We start from the raw sequence: 15,087 nt of genomic DNA, 5'->3' as shown, positions 1-15,087 counted from the left end.
TAAATGAATATAAAAATAAAAACAAAAATTATGATTTGCTCCGATTCAAATAAGCCTCAAAGCTTTCCTGGCTGCCGCGCTCAAGCCCCATCTCATGAAGCTTTTCAATCACGCTTTTCGCGTCTCTTTGTCTTTCGTTCAGTGAAACGTCGCGGTCAAAATTGACAACGCCTTCCAGTTTTGAATCGGCGGAAATGATGGACGTGACAACGTTCGCGCCGGCGTTGAGGCGGTCAACCATTCCCGGAATGCCGGCAACATCTAAAGAAGCCGGAATCAAACGGTCGGGGAAGACGAATCGAAGAATTGAAATGACTTTGAGTTCCATCAAGTCTGACGCTTGCGTTGTTTCGGCAAGCGGTGTTCCCGGCTGCGGTTCAAACGTCATGACGCGCACCTGATCCGGATCGGCTTTTTGCATGCCGTGAATGGAAACGATTGCCGATTCAATGTCATCGGAAACGGAAGGATTGATCGTCTCACCGTTTGACATTTTCATTTTGGAAAAACCGGTCAAAATACCATCTTCAATGCAAATGCCGGCGGCTTTCGCGTTGTTTCGGGCGGCGGCGCGTTCTTCAAAAGATTGGCCGACGCGGAGTTTGCCGTAAAGTTCTTCCTGATACGTTTCCTGATAAAGCGCGAAAAAATCGGCGCCGGCTTCTTGAAGCGCGCAGATAAAATCGTTGTCGACAACGCCTGGAGAAACCATCACCGGCAAACCTGTTACTTCTTTTGTAATTCGGACGAATTCAAGAAGATTTTCGGGTGTGTTATGGAAATGCGGGTCTTCGCCCATCGTTAAATCAATCATGTGAACGCCGGTATTTTTGAGTTCGCCGCACATTTCGCGCAGTTCTTCCGGTGTAATTCTGTAGCGATCGATTTTGTTTTTGGCGTTGTAGTAGCAAAAAGCGCATTGGTTTTTGCAGTAAGTGGAAAAATAAACGAAACTGTAAAGGTAGACATCGTTTCCGAAATAGCGTTCTTTGACGGAAACCGCAGCGTCATACATCTTTTTCAAACTGTTTCTGTCCGTTACGGAAAGCATGGCGCGAATCATTTCGTCCGTCAGCGGTTTTTTTGAAATGATGTCCTCTATGAACTGATTGTATTCAGCGTCGCTCATTTCCGAAAAAAAATCCCCCATTTCGAAATCCCCCAATTTCTGGATTATTGATAATTTTGTAATTTTGATAAATTGTTTACAGATTCGTATGAATGCCGTTGTAATAATATTCTGAACGGCTTCCGCGTTTGATATTTTTGAAATTGTGTCTGACTTTGAGCAGGCGTTCGAGTCCGAATCCTGCGCCGATCCACGGCTTGTCAACGCCCCAGTCCATGTCCATCGGAACCGGGCCGACAACGGCAGAAGAAAGCTCCAAATCGCCGTGCATCACGTCAACGGTCGCGCCGTAAACCATACATTCGTCACCTTCGATTTCGTAACTGATGCCGAGGTACGTTAAAAATTCGTCAATGAGCTGAACCAAGTTTTCACGCGTGCAGCCGTCGCCCATTTGACAGAAATTCACCATTGTAAATTCTTCCAAATGGCTGCTGCCGTCGGATTCTTTGCGGTAGCACGGACCGATTTCAAATATTTTCAAAGGATCCGGCATGACTTTTCCGAAACGGTGGAGATAATTGTAAAGAACGGGCGCAAGCATCGGGCGCAAGCATTTGCCGTCGTCGGTTCTGAAAACCTGTTTGGAAAGCTCGGCGTCTTTGTCGATTCCCATTCTGACGATATATTCTTCGGGAATGAGAATGGAAGACTTGATTTCAATGAAACCTTTGGAAATTAAGAATGCTGAAATGTCGCGTTCAAGCTGAGCCAGCATATGTTCGCGGCTGTTTTCATAAATGTCAACAAGCTCCGCTTTTCTTCGGGAAACCAAATCCGCTTCCAATTCTTCAAACGGCGGAAGATCGGGGCTGTCCAAATCGATTTCATCCGAAACCAATAAGGTTTCCAATCTTTTTCGCTGAGACGGTGAGAATTTTTCTTTTGCGGACATGATAACGGGCTCCTCAGGTTTTTGCGCGGCGGGCTGCTGCTCGGCTGCGAGTCGCTGCTCGGCTGCAGTTTGCGCTGCTGCCGCCGACTGCGCTGCCGCCAACGGCTGCTCAGCGGTTGGCTGTGCTGCGATTGCCGGCTGTGCTGCGATTGCCGGCTGTGCTGCGATTGCCGGCTGTGCTGCGATTGCCGGCTGTGCGGTGACTGCCGACTGCGCTTCTGCTGCAACAGGCGTTTGTCCCACGCCTTTTTTCATCACTTTTTTCGGCGCGGATTTTTTGGTCGGCGCTTCGACATAAGTGATTCCCGGATCGTAGAAATCCTTGGCAACGAATCGGTTGACGCGTTCGTCGGACAATTTGCAGTGTTTGCAGACTTTTCTGTATTTTGAATTGCGAAGCGCACGCGCCGATGCGCTGCGTCTTGAATTGTTGACGGTGATGACTTCACCGCAATCGGTATGAATACGGATTTTTTTCGTTGAAACATCATATGACTTAACGCCGTGCAAAACGTCTTTTCGTGAAAGCCAAACGTCATTGAGTTTGACGAGCCGCTCAAGCATTGGTCTGTCTGCCATATTTTGTTCCTCCTTTTCTCCGTGTTGATTTATTATAGTAAGGCGGAAATCCCGGGAATCTAACCCGGCTAAACGGATCTAGAGTCCATTCGGTCTACCTGACCAGATTTCCTTTCCGAAATGCCGATAAATATTGGTTTTTTGATTTTATTTGAATTTGTTTTGTTTATGTTTGTTTACCGCTTTGTCGTTTTTGCAGTTGAAGCGCTCCCCCAATTACGGGCTTTTTTAATTAATACCTTTCCGCCAAACATTCAAAAACGCAGCATATATGCCGCCGCTGTTGTTATTTTAACGCTTGTTATAACGCTGTTCGGCATTGTCATTATAAACTCATGCTGTCAGCTGCTAAAGCGTCAGAAGAGAAAGAGACGTTGTGTTGAGATCGTTTTCCCATGAACCGTTTTCTTTTTGAGATTCTGTAATCCAAGGAAGAGATTCCATTGCAATATGTTTTTGGTTGCAGAGTACAAATGCCTGCAAAACCAAATTGCTTGTTGCCGTATATTTCCAAAATCCGTTTTCGCGAACGGAAACCAACAGCTTCAATTTTTCAGAAATAAATTCAAAAATCATGAAGTCTGCGGCTTCGCTGAATTTGCCTAAATTCTTTTGTTTTTGAAGCGCGGTCAAGATCAGCGCAGTCGTTCCAGGCTGTTGTCTGTCGGGGCTGTCGTTTTCGCACAAATCCAAAGAAAGTTCTTCTTCGAAAATGCCGGCATCAGCCAACGCGGCCAGAATGTAAACTGTGTCGTAAAGATTTTCGCTCCAGTCGGCGCGGTGCGTTAAAAGATATGAAATCGCGTTTCCGCGCGCGGTCATCAAATCATTGTTGTCCATACCGCCGGAATGCGTTTCCAAATAAGAATAAGCTGCCGACAAACAAGAAATCGCGCGCGCGGTTTCGCGAAGGTCGCCGAAAGAGCCGTTTTCTTCTTGTTTCAAAAGCAGTGTTTGAAGATACAAGAACCCGATTTGCGGATAATTCCAATAAAAGTGAGCGAGCGTTAAATTTGTCAAATCTTTTACGGCGATGTTTGAAAACGCGCCGTTTGTATTTGAAAAATGATCCGCAATCCATGAAAATCCTGCATCTGCTGCGCTTGTCGCAAAAGCCGGCAATTCCGGCGTTTCGGATTGAAAATCAGCGATTTTACAGGATGTCATAGTTATCAGCGTTTAGTTTGTTTCAGTTTGAAATTAAAAAAGGATTTGCTAGTATAAGAAGATTCAGAACGGCTCAAAAATATAATTGTAAGGTTCAAAAATTGGAAAAATAAAACGAATTTAATTGATTCAAAAACAATTAAATTTGAAAAAGCGCAGTTTGACGCGCTGCAAACCAAATTAAGAAGAAATAAGAATAAATGAGTTCCCTGTGTGAGGGAACCCAGGTGTGTGTGTGTGTTTTTAATATGGTTTGTGGTTATAGAATGTGTGGTTTTAGACTTTACTTTGAAAAACTGTTAGCTTTAAAATAAAAATCCAAAAGCAAATTTTACAAAGAAAGCGCATATATAAAAATGTTACTCTTTTTTGAACGGTAAATTTGAGAATAAAACGGATAGAGGGGGACACGCGAAAAACATGAGATTAACAATTTTCAAAGTCATCAAAACATTACAACCGCTTTGTAATTTTACAACGATATTGTAACAACGTTTGAAAAAATGGCCTTATTTTAAACAATTTAATGATAATTATTATGAATAAAACTCCAAAAATCTCAAAAGCCAATTTGAAATTTATAATCTAAAATTTTAATCTTTTTAGATAATATTAAAATAACGATGGAGTAATAATTATACAAAAATTAATAAACCCATTCGTCCGATTTTCATTCGTTTTTGAAAAAGGATGCTGCTCGCGTGCGGCGATGCAGCAGACAAAGCGGAAAAAGACAAAAACCAAAGGAGTATATTTATACTAAAAAACTAATTTGGATATTGTTATTTTATAAAAATCTCATGCTATGTATTTTTGAAAATCGAAAATCCGTTTTCAAATACAAGCAAACAAATAACGAGGTCAAAAAACATGATTTGGATGATTTTCGAACGCTTTCTCGGAATTCCCGGTTTAAAAAATGTTGCCGGAAGCAGCGGCTTAGAACTTGAGCCCAACATCGGCAAAGAAGATCGTATGATTCGCTTCGTCATCGGCGTTGTCGCTTTAATCGGCTTGATATTCATTAAAAGAGGCTTTATCGCCAGATATTTGCTCGGTTTGGCAGCGCTTGCCGGACTCTCAACCGCTTACTTGAAATTTTCACCGGTTTATGCTTTAATCGGCGAAGACACACGAAAAAAGAAGAAAGGAAAAAGAAAATAATTTCGAATTGAAATTATTTTTATTTTTACTCTTTTTTTAAATTGTTCTTTTAAAAACAAATCTAAAATATTAAAAATTAAATTCAGACAACCTTTCCGGTTGCCGTAAATCTCTGATTTTCTTCCAAACTTGCAAACAAGAACACATCTTCTTTGCTGTAAGCGATTTTTTTGCCGCCTTCAAGTTTTAAAATGCCTGTCTCGCCGGCGTTCAGTTTGTCTTTTTCGGTGCCGCCGACCGTAATTTTCTTGACGCGGACCGGATCGGATTGGAGGCCGACAAACAAATGCAGAACATCGTCTAATTTGACGCCGCCTTTCGTGAATTTTGAAAGCGTACATTCAATTTCAAAGTCGGACGCGATGAGTTCGCTGTTTGAAAGCAAAAATCCGCGCTCCAATTCGCGCTCCAAAAGGCCTTTGAGGCCGAGGCCGACGCGAGACCCTGTTCCCGTTTCTTTGACATCGACATCATGCGTTTGAATCGAACGGATGTCGACTTTTTTGTCAACCGGGTACAAACCGATTTTATCGTGCGTGTGAATCGTTCCCTGCAAAACTTTGCCGAGAATGACGATACCGATGCCGGTCACGTTAAAGAAATGGTCGATGACGACACGCGGCGGCAAATCGTCTTTTGTTCTTTGCTCGGCTTCAATGTCAGCGCCGAGTTTGTGAATTTGTTCTTTCAATTCGTCAATGCCTTCAAAAGCATTCGGCGCATCTTTGTTTGTGTTGAGCGAAACAACTTCCCAATTTTCAAGAACGGTTCCGGCCGTGACTTTTTTAAGCGTTTCTTTGAAAGCATCAATTTCCATGGCGTAGCTGGTGTCCGACTTCGTAATTGCGATAATCCCGCGCTTAAACCCGAGCAAATCCAGTGCCACCACACATTCGCCGACAATCGGCGTCAATCCGTTGGGCGTGATACAAAGAATCGCCATGTCGGACAAATTCAGTGCCGCAACAATTGATTTCATCGACTTCGGATAAGATTTCGCGTCGATGTAAACATATTTTTGTTCATGGCGATCGTCATTGAATAAAGTAATGTCGGAATCCGTTCCTTTTTTGCCGAGCTTGGAGCCGAGCGACGTTCTGCCGGATTGCTCGTCCCCGATAATTGCGATATTTGTCATAAAATCAGTCCTGAAAAATTAATACATAAATTTGAAATATGAATCTTAAAACCTGTTTCAAATATATGAATTTTGTTTGATGCTTTGCCGCCGCCGGCCGCCACGCCGCCGCGCGTGAATCACACAGTTTTTTAAAAATTGAATGAAAAACGAATCCGGATTTTAAGAAATTAATCCGAAAGCGTTTTTCTCATAATAATCCCGACACCCGACAAATCTTCGCCGCTGTCGGCGTTTTCCAAAACCGGAAAAAAATCCGGAATTTTATCAACCGTCACAAATCCTTCTTTTTGATACATTTTGTAAGCGTTCTGCCAATCACTGTTTACAAGCAAAATCGCGCTTTTCAGCGCGTACTTTTCAGAAACGCTTTTCAAAAGCTCCGTAAAAAGCCGCTTGCCGATTTTTCCGCCGCGGACAGCCGGGTTAACCGCAATTGATGAAATGTAAAGCTCTTCACCGGAATCGCTGTGCGTTTCATAAACCGAATGATTGAGACTGAAATTCGAATACGGAATATCCTTTGAATAATTCCAGAGTTCGGAAGAAATATATCCGGCAATTTCTTTGCCCCCGTCTTCATTTTCAATTTCGGCGATTAAAAAGCCGTCCGAAAACGCCGCAATTCTGTCTTCAAACACTTTTTTGGATTCGATGACTTCGGGATGAAAAGAAAGGTGCTCGATTTTCATGATGTCATCAATGTCATCGGCATTCGCTTTTCGAATCGTTGCGGACGGTAAATTTTCCATGGCAGAAAAAGGAGTGGAAATTAGATAAATGTTAAGGAAAAAATAAAAATCGGAAACGGAAAAATCCGTTTCCTTTATTTTACGATTTAAATTCTGATTATTCCAACGTCGGAATCGCCAAAAGCAAACTCCTGCGCGTGATGATGCCGACCATCTTCTCATTGTCGTCCATAATCGGCACGATACCGATGTTTTTGTGAACGATGCAACTGACGATTTGCTCGGCCGGCGTTGTCGGCTTTGCCGTAATCGGACTTCTGGACATCACATCGGCGACGAGGAGATTCTTCACCTGTGCCTCCTGGTGATTGTCCGGAACATTGTCCTTGAATTCCTGAAACGCCTTTGCGACATCGCGCTCGGAAATGATGCCGACAAGTTTTCCGTCTTCCATGACCGGAATTCTTCCGATATTGTTTTCAAGCATCAAGTAACGGGCGTGAACCAACCGTTCGCTGGAGTTGATTGTGATAATTGTTTTATCAAACATGACATCCTTGGCCTGACCGACGAAATCATACGCGCCGATCAATTCGTTTGGCGTAATCCATCCGAGAACTTCTTTTTCATCATCTGAGACCAAAAGCACGCCGCCCTTTTCTTTCAAGATTTTCGCGGCGATGTCAAATTTTGTGGCAGGCTTAACGAATGTATAATTTTCCGTAACGGCCGTCACCACAGGGAGAGAGGAAGCAGGCTTTGTTCTTTTTTTCGTTCCAAGCTCCTTGGCAAGACCGCGCATTGTCAAAACGCCCGTCACTTCACCGTTGTGCGTGACAAGAAGGCGTCGGGTATCTTTCTTTTCCATTATACCGAGCGCGTTTGAAATCTTTGCCGATTTATCAATTGTCGGCGGAGCGACCATGATATCTTTAACCTGCATAATATTTTTCACCTTTTGTGATTGATTGATTTTTAGGTTAATGTATTACGTTTTTTATAGAGGTATGAATCGGGCGACATTGAAAACGGCAGCACCGAATTCAAATCCCGAAACATAAGCGTAAGATGTGAGTGAATTCTCAAATGAATTCTTGATTTTTATGATTCCGTTCACTTTGTTCTTTGCTCTTGATTTTATTCTTGAGCTTCCTGATTTTCGGCAAGCCACTTCAAAATATCATTTTTCGAAATCATGCCGGAAACTTTTCCGTTCCGAGTGACCGGAAGGGAAACGACATTGTTGTCAATGATTTTTTTGGCGGCGCTTGCGATAGATTCGCTGACATCGGCGACGACGATGCTTGTCATGACATCTTCTGCGATGAACGGTGTGTCAAGCGCGTATCTCGCGGCTTTGGAAGAGGATTTCTTGGATCCGCGAACACTTCTTTTTCCGTCCGAGCCGACCAGTTCGCTTGCGGAAAGATCTTTGACGGAAACAATTCCGACCGCTTTTTCATTGTTGTCCATGACAATAACTTTTTGAACGGCGTTCTTTTCCATTTCATCAATAACGTGGTTAAGCGTATGATTTGTGTTGACAACCACGGCTTTTCCGGTCATCGCGTCACCGACGCGCCCTTCGGTTGCATTTTCGGCGGCAAACCGGATTAAATCTGTTTTTGAAACGATTCCGAGAACTTCTTTTTCAAAGATTGGAATGTGGTCGATGTTTTTTTCAACCATCAGCTTGGCAGCTTCCGCCGCCGGCGCGTTTGGCGAGAGCGTCACGACATCGGCGGTCATGACGGATTTGATCGGAATTTGATCAATCGGCCTTCGTTTCCAAGCCGCTTCTTCTTCGAAAAGCTTCATATTCAAATCGGATTTGGTAAAAATACCCAAAATCATCGGGTCATCGACGACTAAGATTGAACCGACTTTATATTTCATCATGAGATTTCGCGCATGTGCAACCGTTTCATCAGGCTCGACAATGTAAACCGGCGAACTCATGATATTTTTTACTTTCATGGAATTTTCCTCCTAATGCGACTCGGCATTTAATAATCCGGAAAAAAACATTTTTAAATCTTCTGTTTTTGTTTTAATTTTGTTTTTGATTCTTTGCTGATTCTGTTTTTGTGTTTAATCATTGACATACATGAATCATTACAATTCATTAATGTTCTACTGCAATCATTTAATTTCCATTTCAACATTTTTATATATCTGGTATTTGTAAAATTTGATTTTGCAAAACCAATTTGAAATATAATTGAAATGAAAATTTCATTGCATTCATTCAAAAAGCACAGCAAAAGCTCGCCTTTTAGAATAATACAGAAATGATTAAACCCGGACCTGATTTCTCAGACATTTCAATAATCACTTCCGCAAATTCGTTTTAAAACATAAGGTTTCAAAACAAAAGGCAGCCGTAACTCAAAGACTGCTTTGCGCTTTAACGCGAATTTGCTGGAATCAGAAACGTCATCGAACAAAAATGCTCTGGTATTGGGTTTTTGTGTCATTTATTTCCCCCAAGATTTAATTTCCGGATATGTTAAAGAGTGCTTTATTGAGTTAAATAGTTTTGTGGATATAATAAAGTAGAGAATTAAACTAAAACCCGAATGATTAAACGCAATTAACAGTGAATTAATAACAAATTAATGGCAAATTAAACTAAATGTAAACTAAGTTAAAAATTGAGCTAAATGTAAACTAAACAAATTAAACTAAGAATTAAACTAAACAAATAAAACTAAAAATTAAACTAAACGAATTATAATTTATAACCCCTTGATTTCCGATGGAACAGTCCACAAAATCAACTTGTATCGGCCGTATCAAAAATATATAGTTTTCAAATATTTTGAATATTGTATCATAACGGGTAAAATAAAGTTGATGAAAAATCGCAAAAAAAGAATGTCAAGAAAAAATGAAGATTCATTTTTTCTTTAACGTGTTCGCCATTTTCGAATTTTTATTGTTTGAATTTTGTTTTCAAATTCTATTTCGAATCTTATTTTTCCGCAATTACATAATCGTAACGCGAGTGCGGTTTCCGGCGCTCAGCTCAATTTCCTCGTTCATGCCGAATTTGGAAAAGGCATCGCTGATACGGACTGTCATGCCGATTTGAACGTTGTTGACGATGTCTGCGTGTTCGCCCCAAAGGCTGACGCGGATTTTGCCGCTGTCATCTTCTAATTCGATATTGGAAACGGTGCTTTGGGTGCCGTCATCTCTTTCAAATTCACGGAGGTCGCCGATTTCAACAACGCGGCCCTGAACGGAATAAGATTTTCCGGGGAGGATATCATTGATATTGTCAAATTTTTCCATGTACTGAACTTCATTTTCGGAAGCGGTGACGTTTCCGCGTGAACCGACATTGAGTTCAACAGATTGGCTGAAATCATTCATTCTGGAATACGCATTGAGAATGTCAACGGATTCGCCGAAGTCAAATTCGTCTAAATAAACGGTTTTGTCATCCCAAAGGCTGACACGGATTTTGCCGGTTTCGTCACCGATTGTAAACGTTCCGATCGTTCCTTCGCTGCCGTCTTTTCTGTTAAAAGTGCGGACATCGGAAATGTCTAAAATCACGCCGGAGAGATTGACACCGTTCATGCCGTCTGTGATTTCAGAAACTTTTGAGAATTTCTGTTCGTATTCCACTTCCGCGTCGGCGATGTCGACGACACTTGAATTGCCGAGTGAAATTTCCACTTTCTGGCTGAAGTTGTTGATTTTTGAATAAGCATTTTGGATTTTAATGGAGTTTCCGATGTCAAGCTCGTTGACAAGTTCGGCTTTGTCGTCCCACATGCTGACGCGGATTGTTCCGGTTTGGTCGCCGATTGTCATGTTCGCAACACGACCTTCGCCGCCGTCTTTTCTTGTAAATGTTTTGACTTGGCCAAGATCCAAAACTTTTCCGAGAACGGTGATGTCGTTCATGCCGTCTTTGATTTCATCAATTTTGCGGACCGGAATCTCGTATTCGACTTCCTCATCGGAAAGCGCGAAAACACCATTGTTGCCGACGTGAACTTCGGGACCGTTTAAGCCTCTTTTCGTGTATCCTGAAACGGAAACGCTGCATCCCGGCTTGACTTCGCCGTTTTCAATCGCGTCCACTTTTGCGTCCCAAACGGAAATTCTGATTCTGCCGGTTGCATCGCCGGCCATAACGGTTGCGACGCGGCCGACTGTTCCGTCTGCGCGGTTAAATTCGCGCGGGTCGTAAATCGTTAAAACTTTCGCGACAAAAGAAATGTTGCCGCTGTTTTCATCAATAGATTCAATCGTGACGACTTCTCTTTCCGTTGCGGAAATGCCGAGATCGCTTAAAACTAGGCGCGCGCACATTTCATCATCGCAAAGGCCGCCTAATGCTTCTTTTCGTTCTTCGACTTTTGCGACAAAGTCGTCGTAGCTGATTAAATTCTGTACTTTTTCGTAGATTTCTCTTAATTCTGCCATTCTTTTTACCTGACTCTTTTGATTGTTATTTTCGTCTTTGACGATTAACTGTATTTCCGACCTGACAAAACGCATATTCAATAGTCTGATAAACCGAGTCTGATAAACCGAAGTCCTGAGAAATGATTGAGTTTGGGTACACGGACAAATTGATGATTTAAAAAACAATTGAGATGTGATGAGTTGCTGAGGTTTGAGAAATAATTATCATACCAAATATTTCACTCTCCTATTTTTACCTTGCTGTCCAAAAAATCCGACAAATAAGATTTGTAACGGACGGCGTTGAGAACTTTATTTATATTAAAAATGCTGTTTATTTGTATTATGATTCGAAGATGCGAAGAGCACGGTTGTTTCCGAGGAGAAACGTGTCCTGATTGCGATCAGGAGGGGCAGTTCGTTTTAGACGAAGAGCGTGAAGACCGCTTGGGCCGCTTCATCGCGGGCGCTTTAAGACATTTTCCTGCCAAGCTCGGACTTTCCATGTTTGAAGACGGCTGGGTCAGCATCAACGCGTTGACTGCCGCTGCCGCTCGCAAATACAAGTGGCCGAAAAAGTATCACGTTTACGCGCTTGTCGAATCTGATGAAAAAGGACGTTATGAAATCTCCGGCGGTAAAATCCGCGCCGTTTACGGCCATTCCGTTGACGTAAATTTGGATTATCCGCTTTATGAAGGCGATTTCGCTTACTACGGCGTCAGCCCCGAAGAGGTTGACATTGTTTTAGACGAAGGCATTTTGCCGGTCAGACAAAGATATGTTCATTTGAGCACAACGCTTGAAAAAGCGATCGAAGTTGCCATGATTCATTCGGAAAACCCGTCTATTTTTAAGATCGACGCGGCCGCGGCGATTGACGACGGTTTGAATCTCATGGTCGCAAACGACGACATTTTATTGATCGACGAAATTCCGGCCGAATACATTTTGGAAATTTATGAATAATTTCCATTTCTGTTTTTTTAATTATTGAAAACAATCCATGTTTTTTCATTTCATTTTTGAAAAACACATTCGCTTTTTCATTTCATTTTTTTGAAAAATTTGTGCGGCTCGCGCGCGGCGGCAGCCGATTGGCGGCCGGTGCAGGCAGCAAACCGGCAACTGACAGACTGCAGCGCGAAAAAACACTCAAGGCCGACACCGGCAAACAAAACGAATTTCGCTTCATTTTAATTTCATTTTTTATATTTTTCGTGAAAATTACCACAAACCTTATTAAATCAAAATATTGTTTATTCTTTGTTTGTTTAATCAAACATTATCGCCGATTTTGGCGAATTATTAATCAAATACCGGTTTTTCGATTTACGAAAACCGCAATCACCTTCATAATCAATTTAAATCGGATGCAAAACGCATCTTGAAATTAAAAAATTATCAATATCGATGAACTCAAAATGACAGATACAAATTAATCTGCATCAAATCGATTCAAAATCACACTCTAAATAACAGGTGACAGCACCACAAAGTTGCGTGCGTTTTAACCTGATCCGCGCTGAAAAATAATCGAAACGACGAATTAAGCGCCGAAATATCACAATTATATTCATTTCAATATGAAAAGCACGGCAAAGCCGGCAAAAACACGCAGTAGAAATCAATCAATCGAAATTTTGATTTTCATGCGAAACAAAAATTTAAAAATTCACATTCATTCATAATTTATCTGAAGAAAACCAAACTTCAAATTTATAAGAACAATTATTCAATGCTGTCGGCTCTTTATGATTCGTAATTGACCGGCAATTCAATCAGTCTTATTCGCTGTCAAATTTCGTTTCAAACGATTTGCAGCTCAAATAAAACGCTTTTCAAATTCGACAGAATCGAAGCGTATAACCCAAGTTTGGCAACTCAAAGCAGTCGTCTGCGCCGGGGGCGCAAATTAAACGCTGCTTAACGATAATCGTGAATTTTATTTTTGTTTCCGGCTGCCGCTTAACTGATGTTTTTCCCGTGCGGCTGAAACGCTTGGAAATGGATATTAATATTATTTGATTTTGAATCTTCGCAGCCGTTTACTGTTTTTTTTGAGTTTTTGGATCCGTTCAGGAGACAAAAATCATGCAAAATGAAGATACAACAAAATATATTATCAGAACAAAAATCACCGCCGACGGCGTTATTGAAAGGCCGGATATTGTCGGTGCCATTTTCGGACAAACCGAAGGACTTCTCGGAACCGATTTAGATTTACGCGAACTTCAAAAAACAGGGCGTATCGGCAGAATTGAAGTCATGGTGACAACCAAAAACGGAAAGACACGCGGAAATATTTTCATTCCGTCAAGTTTGGACAAAGTCAAAACGTCGGTTTTGGCGGCTTCTCTTGAAACAATCGACCGTGTCGGCCCGTGCGTTGCAAACATCGAAGTAATGAAAATTGAAGATGTCCGCGCTTCAAAACGCGTTGACATTGTCGAGCGCGCCAAGAACATTTATAAAACAATGTTTGAAGATGATTTAATCGAAGCGCAGGAAATCACGGATGTCATTCGCGAATCCGTTCGCGTGGAAGGCATCACTTCATACGGCAAAAACAAATTGCCGGCCGGCCCCGAATACAATTCCAACGAAATTATTGTCGTTGAAGGCCGCGCCGATGTTTTAAATCTTTTGAAAGGCGGCATTAAAAACACAATCAGTGTCGGCGGCACAAACATTCCGCCGGAAGTGATTGATCTGCTCAAAGGCAAAAAAGTCACGGTTTTCACGGACGGTGACCGCGGCGGCGAATTAATTATTCGCGAGCTGATGCAGGTGTCCAATGTCGATTACATCGCCCGTCCGCCGGACGGCAAAGCGGTTGAAGATATGCTTCAAAAAGAAATCGTGCTGGCACTCCGCCGCAAGATGACGAAGGATCAGTATATCGAAAAATACGGCCTTGTTATTCCTGCGAAAAGAACAAGAAAGACGGTTGAACCGTCAAAATCCGCGCGCGCTGTTAAAACCGTTGAAAAAGCCGCGCCAAAAAGAGTTGCAGCTATTCGAAAACCTGCCTCCGGCAGAATGATTGACGAAGAGGAAGAAGTTCCTGTCAGAAGAAGCCGCACAGAGAGAACAGTTGAAAAGCCGGAGCGCAGAAAGCTTTCCGAGAAAATCGCCGAGCCGGCTGAAAGGGAAGAAAAACCTGCGAGACAGCTTCGCGCAAGATCCGTTAAACCCAAAACGGAAGAAATTGACGACGCGATTGCCGTCAACTATGTGGATTTAGATGAATCAGCAGCCGAAGAAGAAAAGCCGAGACGCGGACGCAGACCGGCAGTTTTGGCCGTTGCCGAAGAAGCGGTTGAATATGAGTATGAGCCGAAAAAAGCTCAAAGAGGTCGCGACCGGGAAGAAAGCCGTGACGAAAGACCGGCACCGCGCGACAGAAATGACAGAAATCAAAGAGACAGATCCGACAGAGGCCGCAGAGAAGAAGAGCCGGTTAAAGAAAAGAAACCTGCGATTCCGGCACCGTTTGACAAAGAAATGGAGAAACTCGTCGGCACAATGTCTTCTAAAATTTTAGATGAAAACAACGCCGTGATTTCCGAAATGCCTGTCAGAGAACTCGCCGTTGCATTGAAAAAAGGCGTTGACGGCGCAAAATCAATCCTTTTCGACGGCGTCGTTTCACAAAGAATTGTGGACCTTGCCGCTGATCAAGGCGTTGAAAACTTAATCGGATTAAAAACCGGAAATGTTGTCAAAATGCCGGCCGATATGAAAGTTTTCACGGCGCAGTAACTTTAAACGCTGTTGTCAATGACAGCAGCAAAAACTTTTTTATTTTTTTGTTTGCAACAGCAGTAGCGTTGCTGCCGGCAATGGCCGCCGCCGCGCGCGAGCCGCACAATCTTTCAAAAAAGTTGTTGAAAAA

11 protein-coding genes are annotated in these 15,087 nt (G+C 42.5%); 3 read left to right on the top strand and 8 right to left on the bottom strand.

Annotated features, from left to right (window positions below; translation table 11 throughout):
* Positions 1 to 28: 28 nt before the first annotated feature.
* The 3 genes from pylB to MmiEs2_RS07275 all read right to left on the bottom strand — a co-directional run bounded on the left by pylB (position 29) and on the right by MmiEs2_RS07275 (position 3,770).
* Entirely contained in the window at positions 29 to 1,150 is a 1,122-nt protein-coding gene (pylB, locus tag MmiEs2_RS07285) for a methylornithine synthase PylB (RefSeq protein ID WP_316559206.1), read from the bottom strand.
* Between the two features lie 55 nt (positions 1,151 to 1,205).
* Entirely contained in the window at positions 1,206 to 2,603 is a 1,398-nt protein-coding gene (gene pylS, locus MmiEs2_RS07280; RefSeq protein ID WP_316559205.1) for a pyrrolysine--tRNA(Pyl) ligase, read from the bottom strand.
* Positions 2,604 to 2,951: 348 nt separating this feature from the next.
* Positions 2,952 to 3,770 (bottom strand): hypothetical protein, encoded by an 819-nt coding sequence (locus tag MmiEs2_RS07275; protein WP_316559204.1) that lies wholly within the window; start codon positions 3,768 to 3,770, stop codon positions 2,952 to 2,954.
* Positions 3,771 to 4,640: 870 nt separating this feature from the next.
* On the opposite strand from MmiEs2_RS07275, the gene MmiEs2_RS07270 reads away from it, so the two are divergent.
* Complete coding sequence (locus tag MmiEs2_RS07270) at positions 4,641 to 4,934, top strand: YgaP-like transmembrane domain (RefSeq protein ID WP_316559203.1); 294 nt, start codon at positions 4,641 to 4,643, stop codon at positions 4,932 to 4,934.
* A gap of 82 nt (positions 4,935 to 5,016) precedes the next feature.
* Here MmiEs2_RS07270 and MmiEs2_RS07265 read toward each other — a convergent pair whose 3' ends face one another.
* The 5 genes from MmiEs2_RS07265 to MmiEs2_RS07245 form a co-directional block, all read right to left on the bottom strand.
* A complete protein-coding gene (locus MmiEs2_RS07265; protein WP_316559202.1) occupies positions 5,017 to 6,072 on the bottom strand; it encodes an EF-Tu/IF-2/RF-3 family GTPase in 1,056 nt (351 codons plus the stop codon).
* 170 nt (positions 6,073 to 6,242) lie between these two features.
* Complete coding sequence (locus tag MmiEs2_RS07260) at positions 6,243 to 6,824, bottom strand: GNAT family N-acetyltransferase (protein ID WP_316559201.1); 582 nt, start codon at positions 6,822 to 6,824, stop codon at positions 6,243 to 6,245.
* A gap of 97 nt (positions 6,825 to 6,921) precedes the next feature.
* A complete protein-coding gene (locus tag MmiEs2_RS07255; protein ID WP_316559200.1) occupies positions 6,922 to 7,707 on the bottom strand; it encodes a CBS domain-containing protein in 786 nt (261 codons plus the stop codon).
* A gap of 194 nt (positions 7,708 to 7,901) precedes the next feature.
* Positions 7,902 to 8,741 carry a CBS domain-containing protein gene (locus tag MmiEs2_RS07250; RefSeq protein ID WP_316559199.1) on the bottom strand — a complete coding sequence of 280 codons (840 nt, stop codon included), beginning with the start codon at positions 8,739 to 8,741 and terminating at the stop codon, positions 7,902 to 7,904.
* Between the two features lie 1,011 nt (positions 8,742 to 9,752).
* Positions 9,753 to 11,207 carry an OB-fold nucleic acid binding domain-containing protein gene (locus tag MmiEs2_RS07245; protein WP_316559198.1) on the bottom strand — a complete coding sequence of 485 codons (1,455 nt, stop codon included), beginning with the start codon at positions 11,205 to 11,207 and terminating at the stop codon, positions 9,753 to 9,755.
* Between the two features lie 327 nt (positions 11,208 to 11,534).
* Between MmiEs2_RS07245 and MmiEs2_RS07240 the strand changes: the two genes are divergently transcribed.
* Both MmiEs2_RS07240 and dnaG read left to right on the top strand, forming a co-directional pair.
* Complete coding sequence (locus tag MmiEs2_RS07240; protein WP_316559197.1) at positions 11,535 to 12,158, top strand: RNA 2'-phosphotransferase; 624 nt, start codon at positions 11,535 to 11,537, stop codon at positions 12,156 to 12,158.
* A gap of 1,125 nt (positions 12,159 to 13,283) precedes the next feature.
* Positions 13,284 to 14,954 carry a DNA primase DnaG gene (gene dnaG, locus MmiEs2_RS07235; RefSeq protein ID WP_316559196.1) on the top strand — a complete coding sequence of 557 codons (1,671 nt, stop codon included), beginning with the start codon at positions 13,284 to 13,286 and terminating at the stop codon, positions 14,952 to 14,954.
* Positions 14,955 to 15,087: the final 133 nt, after the last annotated feature.

Origin of the sequence: Methanimicrococcus stummii (genome assembly GCF_032594435.1) — an archaeon.
GTDB lineage: Archaea > Halobacteriota > Methanosarcinia > Methanosarcinales > Methanosarcinaceae > Methanimicrococcus > Methanimicrococcus stummii.
The sequence above is the reverse complement of the archived record's forward strand: the minus strand, read 5'-3'. Positions and strand labels throughout refer to the sequence as shown.